The organism is Streptomyces capparidis, from assembly GCF_054782095.1.
In genome coordinates, this window is the sequence record NZ_BAAGTD010000007.1 from 110,521 (window position 1) to 127,504 (window position 16,984).

The 16,984-nt window shown below is 74.0% G+C and carries 10 protein-coding genes; 4 read left to right on the forward strand and 6 right to left on the reverse strand.

Annotated elements, in window-relative coordinates; all coding sequences use genetic code 11:
• Positions 1-20 precede the first annotated feature (20 nt).
• The 3 genes from ACYVO2_RS08495 to ACYVO2_RS08505 form a co-directional block, all read right to left on the reverse strand.
• Positions 21-3,308 (reverse strand): DUF4132 domain-containing protein, encoded by a 3,288-nt coding sequence (locus ACYVO2_RS08495; protein ID WP_461007010.1) that lies wholly within the window; start codon positions 3,306-3,308, stop codon positions 21-23.
• Between the two features lie 114 nt (positions 3,309-3,422).
• Complete coding sequence (locus ACYVO2_RS08500) at positions 3,423-6,761, reverse strand: DUF4132 domain-containing protein (RefSeq protein WP_461007011.1); 3,339 nt, start codon at positions 6,759-6,761, stop codon at positions 3,423-3,425.
• A gap of 69 nt (positions 6,762-6,830) precedes the next feature.
• Positions 6,831-7,292, reverse strand: a complete 462-nt coding sequence (locus ACYVO2_RS08505; RefSeq protein WP_461007012.1) for an ATP-binding protein — start codon at positions 7,290-7,292, stop codon at positions 6,831-6,833.
• A gap of 67 nt (positions 7,293-7,359) precedes the next feature.
• On the opposite strand from ACYVO2_RS08505, the gene ACYVO2_RS08510 reads away from it, so the two are divergent.
• Both ACYVO2_RS08510 and ACYVO2_RS08515 read left to right on the forward strand, forming a co-directional pair.
• Positions 7,360-8,187, forward strand: a complete 828-nt coding sequence (locus ACYVO2_RS08510; protein ID WP_461007013.1) for a helix-turn-helix domain-containing protein — start codon at positions 7,360-7,362, stop codon at positions 8,185-8,187.
• Positions 8,188-8,191: 4 nt separating this feature from the next.
• Positions 8,192-8,449, forward strand: a complete 258-nt coding sequence (locus tag ACYVO2_RS08515) for a DUF397 domain-containing protein (RefSeq protein ID WP_461007014.1) — start codon at positions 8,192-8,194, stop codon at positions 8,447-8,449.
• 33 nt (positions 8,450-8,482) lie between these two features.
• Here ACYVO2_RS08515 and ACYVO2_RS08520 read toward each other — a convergent pair whose 3' ends face one another.
• The gene (locus tag ACYVO2_RS08520; RefSeq protein ID WP_461007015.1) at positions 8,483-9,739 is read right to left on the reverse strand and encodes a multicopper oxidase domain-containing protein; all 1,257 of its coding nucleotides are present in this window, start codon (positions 9,737-9,739) and stop codon (positions 8,483-8,485) included.
• Positions 9,740-10,069: 330 nt separating this feature from the next.
• Here ACYVO2_RS08520 and ACYVO2_RS08525 point away from each other — a divergent pair, with 330 nt between their 5' ends.
• Complete coding sequence (locus ACYVO2_RS08525) at positions 10,070-12,532, forward strand: ThuA domain-containing protein (RefSeq protein WP_461007016.1); 2,463 nt, start codon at positions 10,070-10,072, stop codon at positions 12,530-12,532.
• Positions 12,529-14,181, forward strand: a complete 1,653-nt coding sequence (locus ACYVO2_RS08530; RefSeq protein WP_461007017.1) for an OmpL47-type beta-barrel domain-containing protein — start codon at positions 12,529-12,531, stop codon at positions 14,179-14,181. Before ACYVO2_RS08525 ends, ACYVO2_RS08530 begins: the two co-directional genes overlap by 4 nt.
• Positions 14,182-14,784: 603 nt before the next feature.
• Here the strand turns inward: ACYVO2_RS08530 and ACYVO2_RS08535 are convergent.
• Complete coding sequence (locus ACYVO2_RS08535) at positions 14,785-15,351, reverse strand: snapalysin family zinc-dependent metalloprotease (RefSeq protein WP_461007018.1); 567 nt, start codon at positions 15,349-15,351, stop codon at positions 14,785-14,787.
• A 103-nt stretch (positions 15,352-15,454) separates the two neighbouring features.
• Positions 15,455-16,804 (reverse strand): GDSL-type esterase/lipase family protein, encoded by a 1,350-nt coding sequence (locus ACYVO2_RS08540; RefSeq protein WP_461007019.1) that lies wholly within the window; start codon positions 16,802-16,804, stop codon positions 15,455-15,457.
• Positions 16,805-16,984 lie beyond the last annotated feature (180 nt).

Genomic DNA, 16,984 nt, shown 5'->3' on the forward strand with positions numbered 1-16,984 from the left:
GGTGGCGGACGGCGGGGCGCTCAGGCGGGCTGGGCCGTGAGGTCGGTGAGGTCGGCGACGAGTTCGCTCGCGGCCACCGGGTCGAGTTCGGCGAAGCGCAGCGCGCCGCGCGGGGTCCAGTGGCCGTCGGGCCGGTCGTCGATCCACACGTGCCGGAGGGTCTGCTCCGGCCAGAGGTCGAGCGTGCCGATGGCTATGCCCGGGTCGAGGCCCAGCACCACCCAGCGGTCCGGGGCGACCGCCTTGGTGAGCCAGCCCTGGATGCCGTTGTCCAGGGCGGGGCCGTCCTGCCAGCCCCGGCGCTCCAGGCCGCGCAGCTTGACGGTGGGGACGGTGGCGCCCTGGAAGCGGGTGAGCCCGGTGCTGCTCCGCTCGTCGTCGGTGAGGGTGTGCACGGGGCGGCCGAGCTGCGGGAACGGCTGGAGGAGTTCGTAGTCGGCGAAGACCTCGGCCCACCCCTCCAGGGTGCCGTCCAGGTGCAGCGGGTGGGCGACGCGGACCACGGCCGTCTCCGGAAGGGTGAGGGTGCCGTCGTCGGCGTCGGCGAGGGTGCGGTCCTCGGCGATGCGGAAGGACACCCCCTCGTCGGTGAGCCAGACCAGGCGGCGGGCGATGTGCCACAGCAGCGGGTGGTCGGCGAGGTGGGTGCGGAACTCGGCGAGGGACCACCGGCGCTGCCGCAGCATGGCCTGCTCCAGCCGCCGGATCTGGTCGGCGGCGGTGGTGCGCACGTCCTTCTTCAGCGCGGCGAACCGCGCATACGCGGCCGGCGCCAGCTCGCCGTCGTCCTTCACACCCGGCTTGGGCAGGTTCTTCAGCCGCTTGCCGGTCCCGTCCACCACGTACGGTTTGAGCTGCTCGTCGAACCCGGCGGTGAACGAGCGCGGGCCGTAGTCGAGGGTGAGGCTCCCGTCCCGGTCCAGGCCGAAGTCCGGCACGAGCCGGTCGGCGAGCTGGTCCGCGGTCAGGCCGAGGTCGGCGGCCAGCGCCTCGATGCGCTCCTGCGCCCGCGCCTTGATCGCCTTGAACTTCACCCGCTGCGCGATCCCGTTGAGCAGCACCAGCGCCTGATCCGTGCCGATCGCCACCAGCGCGTCCAGCCCGGCGACGGCCTTGGCGTGGGCGTTCTCCCCCGGCCAGGCGCGGATCAGCGGGGCCAGGCCCCGGGCGGTGGTGTCGCCGCCGATCCGGCCGAGCGCGGGCAGGATCCAGCCCGCCTCCTTCCCCACCTGCTGGAACAGGGCCCAGCCGAAGGCGTCCAGGGACGCGGGGTCGCACAGCTCCTCGACCACCGCCACACCGGGGTACGCCTGGTCCGCCGTGCACATGGCCAGCATGGTGACGACGTGCCGGACGGCCGTCTCCGGCAGGGCGGCGCGGCGGTCCCGCAGCAGCACCTGCGGCAGCAGCCGGAAGTCGAGCTCCACCACCGGGATCTTCGCCGGGAGCCGGTCCAGCGGGTCCTCCGAGAGCAGCGCCTCGATGCCCGCCTCGGCCCGCTCGCCGTGGAACCGGGCGGCGTCCCGGACTTCGTCGGCGCGGCCGTGCTCGGCGAGCAGCCGCAGCGCCGCCTCGGCGGCGGCGCGCTTGCGGCCCGCCTTGCCGAGCGCGGCGGGCACCAGGGCGCGGGCGGCGGGCGCGGGGTGGCGCAGCAGCCAGGCGGCGGCGGTGTCGCGGGCCCGCTTGAGCCGCACCAGCCAGTCGGCCATCAGGGCGGCCGTCTCGGGGGCGAAGAACGGCAGCAGCGCCTCGCCGTGCTCGGCGGGATCTTCCCTCGCGACCTCCATCAGCTTCGGCAGCGCGTCCGCCCCGAACCGGGCGGCGACCCGCCGCGGCAGTCCGTCGTACCACCTGCCTCCCACGGGCATGCCGGGGAGCAGGGGCCGCACCAGCTCTTCCGGGCCCTCGCACAGCAGCCTGGCCTGCTGGGTCATGACCAGCTCCCCGGCCAGGTGGCGCTCGACCGTCCGGGCCCAGTCCCAGTCGGCCTTGTCCCACCACTCGACCGGCGCGGCACTCCACTCCTCCCGCTCCCCCGGCGCCCACACCACGGCCCGCTCCTCCGGAGCGGTCAGGCCGGGGACGACCACCGGCTCCTCCCCCTTGCGCTCCCGCGTCCACGGCGGCTCCACCAGCAGCCGGGGCAGGGCCTCCGCCGGGGCGTCCGGCACCCGGGCGGCCTCGTGCCGCCCGGCCACCTCGGCGGGCACGGCGGCGCCGTGGGCGCGGGCGTGGTCGCGCAGCAGGCGGTAGGCGAGGGCGGCCTCGCGGGACGACGGGCCGGGGGCGGCGGCCGAGCCGAGCACCCGCAGTGCCCGCCGCGGGTAGCGCCGCATCGCCTCGGCGAGGTACGCGGAGGCGCCCGGCCGCTCGGCCCGCTCCAGCAGCAGCCGGAACGCCTCGTCGGTGGGCAGCGCGGCGAGGACGGACAGTATCTCGGCGCCGTCCCTCGGGTCCTCGTCGTACAGGTCGGCGAGCACGGGGGCGAGGGCCGGGCCGACGGCCTCGGTCAGGGCGTGGACGGCCCTTCTGATGGCGACCATGGGGTACCGCCGGTGCTTGCGGAACTGCGCCACCTGCCGGGCGTCGGTGAGCGACCACAGCAGCATCGAGGAGTAGTGGTCCGAGTCGCCCGGAAGGGGGGCGGAGACGATCTCGTCCACCCACTCCGTGCGGGTCGGCGCCAGGTAGGCGGTGACGAGGCGCAGCGGCTCCGGTCCCCCGGCCCGCGCCTCCTCCAGGGCCTCGACCGCCTCCCGGTACTCGCGCTCCCCGGCGGCGGCGAGCAGGGCGCGGGTGCGGTGCGGGATCTGCTTCGCGCAGTTCGCCACCCCCCAGGCGCCGGGCGGGTGCAGGAACCGGACCCTGTGGGACGCCCACACCCGCTCCAGCTCGGCGGTGGCCCGCGCGGCGAACGCCAGGCCGTGCTCGGCCGCCCACGCGTCGGTGATCAGCGCCACGTCCCGCGGTGTGCGGCTGTCCGACCAGCGGATGCCGGTGACCGCGCCGATCACGGCGGCGCCCAGCGGGTCCGCCGTCCCGGCCTGGTGGGCCCACACGGCTCGGGCCAGTTCGGGGGCGGCGGAGCCGTCCTCGTCCAGCAGCCGCTTCAGCGTCTTCTTCGCTTTCGCCTCCTGCTCACGCACGGTGGCGGGCGCGGTGGGGTCCGGCTCGGCCGCGAGGCCGAGGACGCCGCCGCGCCGAGGGTGCAGCCGGCGGTGCCAGTCCTCCGGGACCACGAAGGTGTCCTCGTCGGACCGGGGGTCGGGCAGGGTGTCGGGCAGGGAGTGGGCATGGTTGTGGGTCATGGCTCCGCCGTTCCTGGTCGATCGGTGCGGGCAACACTAGACGGGGGGTCTGACAACGCAGCGTCACCGCCCGTGCCCGCCGGACGCACCGGCGGGCACGGGCGTGACTCGATGTCAGGCGCTCTGCTCCGTCAGCCCGGTGAGGTCCGCGAGCACCTCGCTGACGCTCACCGGGTCCAGGCCGCCGAAGCGCAGGGAGCCGTGCGGGTGCCGGTCGCCGTCCCGGTCGGTGATCCACACGTGCTCGATCGTCTGGTCCGGGAGCGCGGTGGGCAGGCCGATCGCGATGCCCGGCGACAGGGACAGCACCACGGCCCGCCCGCCCGGCACGGACCGGGTGATCCAGTCCTGGCAGCCCGCGTCCTGGGGCGCGCCCCGCTCCCAGCCGTGCTTCTCCAGGCCGAGCAGCTTGCCGACGTGCACGGTGACGCCGTGGAAGCGGACCAGCTCCGTGGCGTCGCGCTCGTCGTCGGCGAGGCGGAGCACGGGGCGGCCGAGCTGCGGGAACGGCTGGAGGATCTCGTAGTCGGCGAACACCTCCGTCCAGGTCTCCACGGCGTCGCCGAGCAGGACGGGGTGGGCGACGGAGACGTGGGTGCCCTCCGGCAGGACGAGGGTGCCGTCGTCGGCGTCGGCGAGGGTGCGGTCCTCGGCGATGCGGAAGCCCACGCCGTCGCCGGTGCTCCACACCAGCCGCCGGGCGACGTGCCACAGCAGCGGGTGCTCGACGATGAACGTCCGGAACTCCTCCGGGCTCCACCGGCGCTGCCACACCATCGCCTGCTCGAACCTCCGGATCTGGTCGGCGGCGACGGTCCGCACGTCCTTCTTCAGCGCCGCGAACCGCGCGTGCGCGGCGGGCGCCAGCTCCGGGTCGTCCTTGGCGCCGGGCTTGGGCAGGTTCTTCAGCCGCTTGCCGCCGCCGTCCGTCACATACGGCTTGAGCTGCTCGTCGAACCCGGCGGTGAACGACCGCGGCCCGTAGTCGAGCACCAGCCTCCCGTCCCGGTCCAGCCCGAAGTCCGGGACCAGGCGGTCCGCGAGCTGCTCGGTGGTCAGCCCCATGCGGTCGGCCAGGTCGGCGATGCGGGTCTGCGCGGCGGACTTGATCCCCTTGAACTTCACCTTCTGCGCGATGCCGTTGAGCTGCACCAGCGCCGCGTCGGTGCCGATGGCGACGAGCGTGTCCAGCCCGAGCACGGCCCTGGGGTGCGCGTTCTCGCCCGGCCAGGCCCGGATCAGCGGGGCGAGGCCGCGCGCGGTCTCGTCGCCGCCGACGCTCCCCATCGCGGCGAAGACCCAGTCGGCGTCCTTCCCGATCTGCTGGAACAGCGCCCACACGAACGCGTCCAGCGACGCCGGGTCGCACGCCTCCTTCACCACGTCCACGCCCTCGTAGCCGCCCTCGGGCTTGCACATGGCCAGGACGGTGACGACGTGCCGCACGGCGGACTCCGGCAGCGCCAGCCGCCGCTCCCGCAGCAGGATCTGCGGCAGCAGGTGGGAATCGACCAGGTCGAGCATGTTCGTGGGGACCTTCTTCGGCAGCCGCTCCAGCGGATCCGCGTTCAGGACCTCCTCCAGGCCCGCGACCGCCGCCTCCCCGTGGAAGCGGGCCGCCGCCGCGACCTCCTCGACGTGCCCGGCCAGCACCAGCATCCGCAGCGCCGCGTCCGCCGCGTTCCGCTGCCTGCCCGCCTTGCCGAGCGCGGCCGGGACCAGCGCGCGGGCGGCGTGCGCCGGGTGGCGCAGGAACCACTCCCGCGCGACCTCCTTCGCCTTCTTCAGCCGCGAGAACCAGTCCGCCATCATCGTGGCGATCTCGGGGGTGAAGAACGGCAGGACCACCCGGCCGCCGTCGCCCGCCGGGTTGGCCTTGGCGAGCGGCAGCAGCGCGGGCACGGCGTCGAGTTCGAACCGGGCGGCCACCCGCTCCGGCACCCCCGTCCACCAGCCCTCGATGGTCATCAGGGGCAGCAGCGGACGCACCAGCTCCTCGGGGCCGTCACAGGCCAGTTCCTCGTCGCCGTGGTGCGGCAGGGAGCCTTCGCGCTTCAGCCGCTCGGCCATCTCCCGCCAGTCGCGCCGCCCGTCGTTCCAGCGCGCGCCCCGCTTGTCGAGCCACTTCTCGCGCTCCCCCGGCAGCCACACCACCGCCCGCTCCTCCGGAGCGGTCAGCCCCTTGACGACGACCGGCTTCGCCGCCTGCCGCCGCCGCGTCCACGGCGGCTCCACCAGCAGCCCGGGCAGGGCGTCCGCCGGGGCCACCGGCGCCCAGGTGGTGTCCTCCGGGGCGGCCTCCACCCGCCTGCGCGCCTCGCCGGGCAGCCCGGGCGCCAGCTCCCCGGCCAGCTCCGGGCGGGCCAGGACGTGGTCGCGCAGCAGGCGGCGGGCGAACCCCGCCCGCCGCGAGGTGCCCGTGGCGGCCTGCGCCAGCAGCCGCAGCGCCCGCGCCGGGAACCGCCCCATCGCCGTGATCGCCCCGGTGTGGAAGCCGCGCTGGTCCAGCCGGGCCAGCAGCAGCCCGAGCGCCTCGTCGGTGGGGAAGGCGGCGAGGGCGTCGATGATCTGGTGGTACTCCGCGCCGCCCCGGATGATGCCCTGGTCGATCAGGTCGGCCAGCACCGGGGCCAGCGCCGGGCCGACGGCCTCCGCCACCGTGTACGCGTCGTCCCGGATGCCCCACCAGGCGCGCTCCTGGTGCTCGCGCAGCAGCGCGACGTGCTGGACACCGCTCAGCACGCACGGCAGCAGGTCGGAGTACCGCGCCCGCTCCTCGCTCATCGGAGTGGCGAGGATCTCGTCCACCCAGTCGGTGCGCGTGGGCACCAGGTAGGAGACGATCACCCGCGCCAGCTCGGTGCGGCGCAGCCGGGCCAGCGCCTCGACCGCCGCCTCGTACTCGGCGTCGCCCGCGGCGGCCAGCATCGAGCGGACCCGCCGGGCGACCGCCTCGCCCCCCTGCGTGATGCCCGAGTTGTAGTCCCGCTCCCGCCACGGCCGCAGTCGGCGCGGGTCCTTCTCCTCCCCGTAGTAGTACCCGTGGACGTAGATCCCGCCCATCGCGACGGCCGCCTCGGCGGCGAACACCAGGCCGTGCTCCACCGCCCACAGGTCCGCGAACCCCCGCGACACCATCGAGCCCCGCCACCACTCCTCCTTGGCGCTGGAGAGGGTCGCGGCCACGGCCGCGCCCAGCGGGTCCGGCTTGCCGTCCAGGTGGGCGCGGGCCGCCTCGGCCATCTCCCGGTCGCTGTCCGGGTTCCCGACCGCTTCCTCGAGCTCCTCGCGTATCTCCGCCAACCGCTGCCGCGCCGCCTCCACCAGGGCGGGCACGGGCTCCGGTTCAAGGCCCGGAGCCCCGCCCCGCCGGGGATGGAGGTGCTCACGCCAGTGCTCGGGGACGACGAAGACGCTCTCGTCGGGCAGGGCGGAACCGCTGTCGTTTCGCATGGTGCTGGCCTTTCGGTCGTTCGGTGCACGGCACCATACGAGGCCGCTCCGACAGCGGTTGACGCGACGTCAGCCTACCGACGGCTGCACGCGCATCCGGAACCACACCACCTTCCCGCCGCCCTCGGCGGGCTCCGCGCCCCACTCGTGCGCCAGCAGGTCCACCGTCGCGATGCCGCGCCCCGACTCCTCCAGCAGCTCCGCCCGGCGCAGCGTCGGCAGCACCGGCGAGGAGTCGCGCACCTCCACCAGCACGCCCCCGTCCTCGCGGAACACCCGCACCGTGCACCTGCGGTCCGGCACATGCCGCATCACGTTGGTGACCAGCTCGGTGACGCACAGCTCCGCGTCGCCGGACAGCCCGCTCATGCACCACAGGTTCAGACAGGCCCGGACGAGTCTGCGCATGTGCCGGACGAAGTGCGGAGCGACGGTGAAGGACGCCCGGCAGGAGTGTCCGGGATATCCGTGGGGGGCGTGGATGAGGGCCTTGCGGGGGCCGGATGTCGGATTCACGCCACAAGAGTGCATCTGGCCAACTACCCTGTGCCATCAGGCGTGATCAACCCGTCATCACGTGAGAATGGAGGGGGCAGGCATGGGAAAGACACGCGAACTCGACCCGGGCTCCTCGGCGCTGGCGTTCTTCGGCGCGGAGCTGAGGCGGCTGCGCGAGGCGCAGGGGCTCGACCAGAAGCAGTTGGGCGAGATCATCTACTGCACGGGCTCGCTGATCTGCCAGATCGAGCGGGCCCAGAAGGCACCCACCCTGGACTTCACGCAGCGCGCGGACACGGCACTGAACGCGCAGGGGGCACTGCTGCGGCTGTGGGAGCTGGTGAGCCGGAGTGCGCTGCCGCCGTGGTTCCGCGCGTACGCGGAGCTGGAGGCGCAGGCGGTGTCGATCGCGACCTACCAGGCGCAGTTGGTGCATGGGCTGCTACAGACGGAGCAGTACGCACGCGCCGTGTTCAACGCCGTCCACACACAGGACTTGGAGGACCAAGTCGCCGCTCGCCTGGAGCGCCAGCGCATCCTTGCGCGCGAAGATCCCCCGGTGATGTGGCTCATCTTGGATGAGGCCATCCTGCACCGCCCGATCGGGGGCTGGGAAATCATGCGCGAGCAACTGGCCCGCCTGTTGTCGTTCCGCCACAACAGGCGAGTGCACATCCAAATCCTCCCGTTCGCAGCCGGAGGCCACGCCGGTATGCCCGGCTCTTTCACCGTCCTGCGATTCGACGACCACCCCGATCTGGCCTACACCGAGAGCTACACGCACCCGCACATGACCATCAATCCGAAGGAGGTGAGAGAGCGCACGCTTCGTTACGATCTCCTCCAAGCCGCCGCCCTCTCCATCGAGGACTCGGCGGACCTGATCGCCAGGGTGATGGAGGAACGCTATGGGGAAGAGCACCCCTAACCTGTTGGGCGCCCAGTGGCGCAAGTCCTCCTACAGCAGCGACACCGGTGGCGAGTGCGTCGAGGTTGCCGCCCTCAATGGCGCCACCTGGACCAAGTCCTCCCACAGCGGCTCCACCGGCGGCGACTGCCTCGAAGTCGCCGCCGCTCAAGGCGTCGTCGCCGTTCGGGACTCCAAGGACCCCGACGGCCCGGCGCTCACCTTCACCCCCGAGGCGTTCGCCGCCTTCGTGCGGGCCGCCGCCGACGGCGACTTCCGCTGACCGGACGGCCGCGCCCCGGCCGGGGCGGGGCCGTCAGGGGCTCGCGTGCCCCCCGTGCCCGCCGTGGCCTGCCATGTGGTGCCCGGCCGAGGCGGACGGGGAGGCGGAGGCCGAGGGGGAGGCCGACGCCGAAGGAGAGGCCGAGGCCGACGGGGAAGCCGACGAGGAGGGGGACGCCGACGCCTTCGGGGAGGCCGACGGGGTCGCCGACGGCGGGGCGGGGTCCGGTGCCGCCGGGGCGGCGTCGTGGGCCGCCGGGGAGTCGGCGGTCGCGTGCGACATCAGGTGGTGGGGGTCGTGTCCCGGCACGGTGCCGTTCTCGTCGGCGACCAGGAACAGCCCGGCCATGCCCATGTCCGAGTGGCTCTGCACATGGCAGTGGTACATCCAGGCGCCCGCGCCGACCCGCTCCCCGGCGATGACCTGGAAGCCGAAGGAGTGGCCGGGTCCGGTGACCTTGGTGTCGATCACGGGGCTGACGTCGTCGGGTCCGGAGAGCAGGCCGGTGCGGTTGTCGGCCCAGCGGTGCCCGTGCACATGGAAGGTGTGGAACATCTCGCCGTGGGTGATCACGACGAACTCCACCCGCTCCCCGATCGTCGCCTCGAACTGGGGCGCGGTGGCGCCGCGCAGGTTGTTGACCGACAGGTCGTTGAACACCACCGTGAACGTGCGGTCGGGCAGCGGGTCCCCCGCGCGCCGCACCACCAGGCCCCCGTACAGGCCCTTTTTGAGGCCCTCGGTGCCGTGGGCGGTGCCCACGGCGTGGTCGTGGTAGTGCCAGTAGCCCGCGCTGCCCGGCTCCCAGGTGCCGTCGGGGCGCCGTCCGGGCTTGTGGGTGCGCCAGGTGTAGGTGCGGCTGTCCCCGGCGGGGACGATGCTGCGGGCGAGGGCGGTGCCGTCGTTGTCGATGTCGTAGTCCACGCCGTGGACGTGGAGGCTGGCGGCCACGTCGAGGTTGTTGACCATCTCGATGTGGAGGGTGTCGCCCTCGTTCATCTCGATCAGCGGGCCGGGGACGGTGGCCGCGCCGGGCTCCAGGCCGTAGCCGAACTGCCCGTTCGCCAGTTGCTCCGCGTACAGCGTCAGATGGCGGATCTCCCCGCCCCCTGTGGCCGCCGACTTACTTGACTTGTCCTTGTCATCCTCGGGAGTGGTCCCCGCGGCCCGGGCCTCGACGGCGCCGGGGGCGGCGGAATCAGCCAGCAGCGCGGCGGTGGCGGCCGCCGCCCCCGCGAACGCCCGGCGGCTCAGGAATCTTCGAGGGGTACTGGGGGCTGGCTCGGTCATCGCTCTCCAATCAACGCCGGAACCGCCGCCTCGAGTGGGGCCGCACAGGGTTCACGGATGCTGCATCAGGCCGAAGATTGCCTCACCATAACCGCGCTGCCTGCCTTAATCCAGGAACGGGACAAAGCTTGTCGTGTCGAGGTCATAGCCATTGGCGGAACGGCGAAAGCGGTCTAGCGTCAATGGGCGTTGCCGCAACCGACAGGGAGTGAGTGGACGATGCGGATGACTCCGCGAGCACCATCCGCCAGACGGAGCGCCAGGATGTCCACCGGAAGAGGGACCCGCGCGCGGCGCGGGGCGTGGCTCACCGGACTGATTGGCATGGCCATGACTATCGCTGCGCTCGGTGCCGTGCCCGCCGCCTCTGCGGGTCCCGGCGGCGCGTCGCCCGGTGGCTCGTTACGCGTCCTGGACGACCCGCCGGGCGGCGCGGACGTGAAGGTGCTCGTGTTCCACGGCCGCGGCGCGGACGGCGCCCCGCCGCCGCTCGCGCGGGCCGCCGTGGACGCCGTCCGCGAGATCGGGCTCACCGCTCCGCTCAGCAGCAGGTTCACCACCGAGGCCACCGGCGACCCGAAGGTCTTCACCAGCCGGAAGCTGTACGACTACAACGCGGTGGTGTTCGCCGGGACCGGCGGCGACGTGCTCGACGACCGGCAGGAGCGCGCCTTCCGCGGGTACGTCGAGTCCGGCGGCGGCTTCCTCGGCCTGCACGACGCGGCCCGCACCGAACCCGGCTCGGCGTGGTTCACCGGCCTGCTCGGCACCCGGCCCGCCGCCTCGCCGCAGGCGCCGCAGGAGGCCGTGGTCGAGGTGGGCGACCGGGTGCACCCCGCCACCAGGGGGCTGCCGCTGGAGTGGAAGCGCTCCGACGTCTGGCTGAACTGGTCGCCGAACCCGTCCGGGGACGTGCACACCGTGGCACGTGTCAGGGAGGGCACCTACGCGCCGGGCGAGACCTCGAACGGCTGGGATCACCCGATCGCGTGGTGCAGGGACTACGAGGGCGGCCGGTCGTTCTACACCGGCATGGGCGGCACTGTGGCGAGCTACGCGGAGAAGGAGTTCCGGGCGCACCTGCTCGGCGCGCTCCAGTGGACCACCCGCATCGCCCGCGCCGACTGCCAGGCCACCATCACCGCCAACTACGAGGCGGCCCGGCTGACCGTCCCCAACCAGCCGGGCGAGGCCGACCAGATCGGCGAGCCGCACGGCCTGGCCACCGCGGCCGACGGCCGGGTGTACTACATCGGCCGGGGCGGCGGCTCCGGCGCCGACCCGGTGGTCACCGACTGGAACGACCCGGACGTGGGGCTCGGCCAGGGCACGGTGCACGTGTGGAACCCGGCGACCGGCGCGGCGAAGCTCGTCGGGTCGCTGGACGTGTTCGGCAACAAGGGCGGCGGCGGCGAGCTGGTCAAGAACGAGGAAGGGCTGCTCGGCATCGCGCTCGACCCGGACTTCCTGGAGAACGGCTGGATGTACCTGCACTACACCCCGCACTCCCGCGTCGACCGCGAGCGGCACCTCGGGGAGCGGCGGGTGTCCCGGTTCACCGTGGACCCGGCCACCGACCGGCTCGACCTGGACTCGGAGAAGGTCCTGCTGAAGTGGCCGGTGCAGATCCACAGTTGCTGCCACGCCGGAGGCGGCATGGCCTGGGACGCGGACGGCAACCTGTACATCGCCACCGGCGACACCAACTCCTCCGGCTTCTCCGGCGGCTACTCCGGCAACAACCCCGAGCCCGCCCACCAGGGCGTCTCCTTCGCCGACGCCCGCCGCACCGCCGGGAACACCAACAACCTCAACGGGAAGATCCTGCGCATCCACCCCGAGGACGACGGCACCTACACCGTCCCGGAGGGCAACCTGTTCACCGGTCAGGAGGGCGGCGGCGGCAAGGCCAGGCCCGAGATCTACGTCATGGGCGTGCGCAACCCGGCGCGCATCTGGGTGGACCGGCGCACCGGCAACCTGTACGCCGGATGGGTCGGCCCGGACGCGAGCGGGCCCAGCACCACCTGGGGCCCCGCCAAGTACGACACGTTCGCCGTCATCACCCACGCGAGCAACCGAGGCTGGCCGTACTGCGTGGGCAACAAGCAGCCCTACCGCGACCGCAACCTGCCCGACCCGGGCCAGCCGCTCGGCTGGTACGACTGCGACAACCTCAAGAACGAGTCCCCGCACAACGACGGCCTGGTGGACCTGCCCCCCGCCGAGCCCAACAACATCTGGTACTCGCCGCAGGGCGGCGCGCCGGACTACCCCAGGAACGCCGACGGTGTGCCGTCCTACGTCGCGGGCGAGACCCGGCTGCTGCTGCCGTGGCTGAAGGGCGGCGGGCAGGCGGCGATGAGCGGGCCGGTGTACCGGTACGACCAGCGGGTCTCGGCGCCCGGGCAGTGGCCGCGCTACTGGGACGGCAAGTGGTTCGTCGGCGACTTCTACGACGGTGAGCAGCCCCGGCACGCCGTCCTGATGGACCCGGCCACCGAGGGGAAGGGCGGGCTGCCGGTGCACGCCGAGAACCTGGACCGGATCATGCCCGGCGGGCAGGGCGGCATCCGCAACCTGATGGACTGGAAGTTCGGCCCGGACGGCGCCCTGTACGTCCTGGACTACGGGCGGGGCTTCTTCACCCTGGACGACAGCTCCGCGCTGTGGCGGGTGGTCTACACGGGCGGGCCGCCGACGCCGCTGCCGGAGAACCGGGTGACGGTGCGGACCGCGGACCGCGCCGGTGACGACGGGAGCCCGAAGCGGAAGAGGGAGGCGAAGCGGTGACGAAGCGACACGCGCCATCGGCGCTGGTTCCGGTGCTGGCCGTGCTGTCCGTGCTGCTCGGCACGCTGGCGCTGACCGCTCCCCCGGCGCAGGGCCGGGCCGGGGCGGCGGACCGGGCCGGGGCCGCCGCGGCCCAGGTGCTCACCTGGACCGCCGACGACGACATGACCAAGTACCGCAGCGCCCCCGCGACCGCCGAGGCGGGCCCGGCCACGATCGTGTTCGAGAACAGCGCCGCCACCGGCAACACCACCGGCATGACGCACACCCTCACGTTCGACACCGCGAGCCCCGGTCACAACACGGACGTGAGCCTGAACATCCTCGCCAGCCCGCTGGACTCCTCCGGCGGGCGGCACACCGCCGAGGTCGTGCTCACCCCCGGCACCTACCGCTACTTCTGCGCCATCCCGGGCCACGGCACGATGAGCGGGGTGCTCACCGTCACCGGCGGGGGCGAGGACACCACGCCGCCGCAGGTGACGGCGGCGGTGACGGGGCGGCAGGACCCGGGCGGGGCGTACCTGGGCAGCGCCACCGTCACGCTGTCGGCCACGGACGCCGGGTCCGGGGTGGAGCGGGTGGAGTACGCGCTGGACGGGGGCGCGTACCAGCCGTACACGGCGCCGGTCGCGGTCCACGCGGTGGGCGACCACACGATGGCGTTCCGCGCGGCGGACCGGGCGGGCAACGTGTCGGCGGTCAGGTCGGTGGCGTTCACGGTGGTGGAGCCGCCCGCGGGCGACGGTACCGCGCCGGAGGTGTCGGCGGCGGTGAGCGGCGAGCGGGACGCGGCGGGCCGGTACGTCGGCGTGGCGACGGTGGCGGTGACCGCGACCGACGGCGACTCCGGGGTGCAGCGGATCCAGTACTCCTTCAACGGCGGCCCGTACACCGCGTACACCGCGCCGCTCACCATCACCCGGGCGGGTGAGCACATGGTGAAGTACCGGGCGACGGACCGGGCGGGCAACACCTCGCGGCCCCGGACGGTGTACTTCGCCGTGGTCGCCGAGGAGGGCTACCGGACGATCTTCGACGGCTCGGCGGCGTCGTTCGCGGCGTGGGAGCACGTGGGCGGCGGCGCGTTCGCCCCGAACGGGGACGGGTCGATGACCAGCAGCGCCACCGTGCCGGGCATGGGGATGCTGTGGTACCCGGTGCGGGCCTACGGCGACTTCTCCCTCAAGCTCCAGTTCCGCGACGAGGCGCCCGGCGAGGGCCGGGCCAACAGCGGCGTGTTCGTCCGCTTCCCCGGCGTCCACGGCCATCCGGAGGAGTCCCGGCCGGAGTGGGTGGCGATCAAGTACGGCCACGAGGTGCAGATCCTGGACCGGCCGGACGGGGACGCCTACAAGACCGGCTCGGTGTACGGCTTCTCCCGGGTGGGCCTGGACGGCGCCGGGGTGACGCCGAAGGGGGCGTGGAACACCTATGAGGTGCGGGTGATCGGCCAGCGGTACTCCGTGTACCGCAACGGGGTCCTCCTGAACGAGTTCGACAACACCCCGGGCCTGGTCTTCTCCCCGCCCCGCGCGGACGACCCGGGGACGGACGGGCGCCAGGCGGCACAGGGGTACATCGGGCTCCAGACGCACGGGACCACTGACGTGGTGTCGTTCCGGAACGTGCGGGTGAGGGAGCTGTAGGCGGGGTGGGCGGCGGGGCGGATCCTCCGGGTCCAGGGGGCTCCGCCCCCTGGACCCCCGGGCGGGGGTTGTGGTGTGTGTGGTGGGGGGTGCTCCGCCGGAGGCCGGGGGGCTTCGCCCCTTGGATCCCCACCGGGGCTCCACCCCGGTCCCCAGGGGCGTAGTGGGGTGTTCCTCCGGAGGCCGGGGGCTTCGCCCCGGGCCCCGGGCCCCGGGAGTGAGGGGTTGGGGGCGTGTCCCGCCCGGGGGGCCGGAGGGCTCCGCCCCCGGCCCCCCGGGCGGGTGCGGTGTGTGGGTGGGGGCGGAGCCCCGGTGGGGGGCCGAAGGGCGCGGCCCCATCCGGCCTCCGGGGACCCGCCCTTCTCCACACCCCGGGGGATCTGGGGGCGGGCCCAGCGGGGGCCCCAGCGGCGAAGCACTCTGGCCTCGGAGGAGCAACCCCCGCCACACATCCCGCCCGCGGGGGGCTGGGGGCGGAGCCCTCAGTGGGGGTCCAGGGGGCGGAGCCCTCTGGCCTCCGGAGGAACACCCCCCACCACACACCGCGCCCCCGGGGCGCGGGGCGGAGCCCCGGGCCCCGGGGGCGGGCCCCGCGCGGGGGGCTCAGTCCTGGAAGGTCACCGGCTTGTCGAAGCCCTTCAGGGCCGCCACCCCGCCGGCGAAGTACCGTTCCACGGCCGCCTTCTCCGAGGTGTTCGGGTACGGGTTGGTGCAGGAGACGCCCGCGGTGGAGCCGGACATCAGGCTGGAGCAGGGGCCGGGCTTGATGTCGGGCAGGCCGAGGATGTGGCCGAGCTCGTGGGAGGCGATCCGCAGGGTGTTGTAGCCCTGGTCCACCGCCTGCCGCCCCATGTAGACGGTGCCGTTGCCGAGGCTGGAGGTGGAGGCCCGGGGCCAGCCGTTGTCCGCGATGACGCGGATGTTGGCCCGCTGCCCGGACTGCACCGGCACCAGCTCGACGTTGGCCACGCTGTCGTTCCATATCTGGGCACCCTGCCGCACCACCCCGGCGAACTCGGCGGCGGCGCTCACGTCGTAGGTGAGCACCCGGGCGGCGGCCCGCTCCTGCGCCTGCGGCGCGGTCGGCGCGGCGACGGCCTGCCCGCCCGCGAGGGCGAGGACCGCCGCCGCACCGGCGACGGAGGAGCGTACGAGAGTCCTGGACACCACGATCAGCCTCCTGACGAGGACGGGGACACGGTGCACTCAGGGCATGAGCATGACAGGTTCGTCAGGCTTCCGACAGTCCGCCCCGCGCCACCCCGCCCCGGCGTCAGGAGAACAGGCCGGTGTCGATCGCCGCCGCCATGGCCTCGTGGCCCTTGGCGTTCGGGTGGTAGCAGTCCGCGCGGTAGGCGTCGGCGATGACCGTGGGGTCCGCCGCGTCCCGCACCGCCGCGTCGAAGTCGATCACTCCGTCGAACACCCCGCTGGTGCGCACGAACGCGTTGACGGCCAGCCGGTTCGCCTCCTTCTCGCTGCCCGCCGCGTTGCACATCGGCATCAGCGTGCCGCCGATGACCTTCAGCCCGCGCGCGTGGGCCCGGTCGGCGATCTCCTGCATCGCGGCGATGACCTGCGCCGCGGACGCGGGCGCCGCCGACGCCCCGCCGCCGAGGTCGTTGGTGCCCTCCAGCAGGATCAGGTGCTTGGCCCCGGCCAGGTTCAGCGCGTCCTCGTCCAGGCGGTCGGGCGCGGGCGCGCCGCAGCACTGGCCGGTCGGGTCGTAGGGGTTGGCCTGGCGGCTGACGGTGTTGCCGGAGATCCCGGCGTTGGCGACGGCGAGCCGCTGCTTGCCGGGCAGCGCGTTCAGCCGGGCGGCCAGCAGGTCCGTCCACCGCTCGCCGCCGGTGGCGTTGTGCCCCGCGGTGTTGGAGTCGCCGAGCGCGACCACGGTCCCCGCGGCGGGCGACTTCGCGTCCACCACGTCGGTCCACCACAGTTGGCCCGGGTGGTAGCCGGGCTCCGCGGACAGGCCCTTGTCCGTCTCGGGGAAGTCGCCGTCCCCCACGTCCCGGGTGTGGTCGCCGGGCACGGACAGGAAGCTGGCGGGCGGGTTGACCGAGGGCGGCGGGAACGACACGTCGTTGACCGGGGCGCCCGGCGCGTACAGGCTGATCGCCAGGTTCCGCCCGGCGGCGACCCGCAGCGGCACCGGGTCGCTGTAGACCCGCTGGCCGGGCCGCAGCGTGACGGCGCGCCGCCCGCCGAACGTCAGCACCCGCAGCGAGCCCGGCTGGACGTCCGCCTCACCGACCCGGGTCTGGAGCCCGACCGTCGCAGAGCGGAAGGTGGCGGGCCGGTCCCCGTAGGGGTTGCCGATCCTGATCCGCAGCGAGGTGGCCGGGACCGAGACGCGGGCGATGTTGCGCACGGTGGTGTCCGGCGAGACGCCGTTCCTCCCGCGCAGGCTCGCGCTCCACACGGCCTCCCGCCCGTCCGCCCGGACCGCCTGGGCCCCCTGGGCCTCCTGGGCTGCCTGGGCCTCCTGGGCGGGCCGGGCCTGCCCGGCGGGCTCGGCGGACGCGGGCGGGCCCGTGAGCGCGGACGCCACGAGGGCGGCCAAGGCGCCGACCAGCAGCCCGGCTGAGATGCGGCGCCCTTGCGCCGACGCGGATGGCATCACGTGGTTCCCCTCACCCCGAAGGAGCAGCGGCTCTCAGGTTCACCCATGTGAAGAGGCTTCAAATGGGCAAAACCTTCAGGAGAGTAAGTTCGCCCTGGGACCCGGTCAATACTCCGTGAGGGCCCCGCCCCGCCCGCGCACCGGCCGGACCCTCGCCGCTCCCCCGCCTCCCCTGCC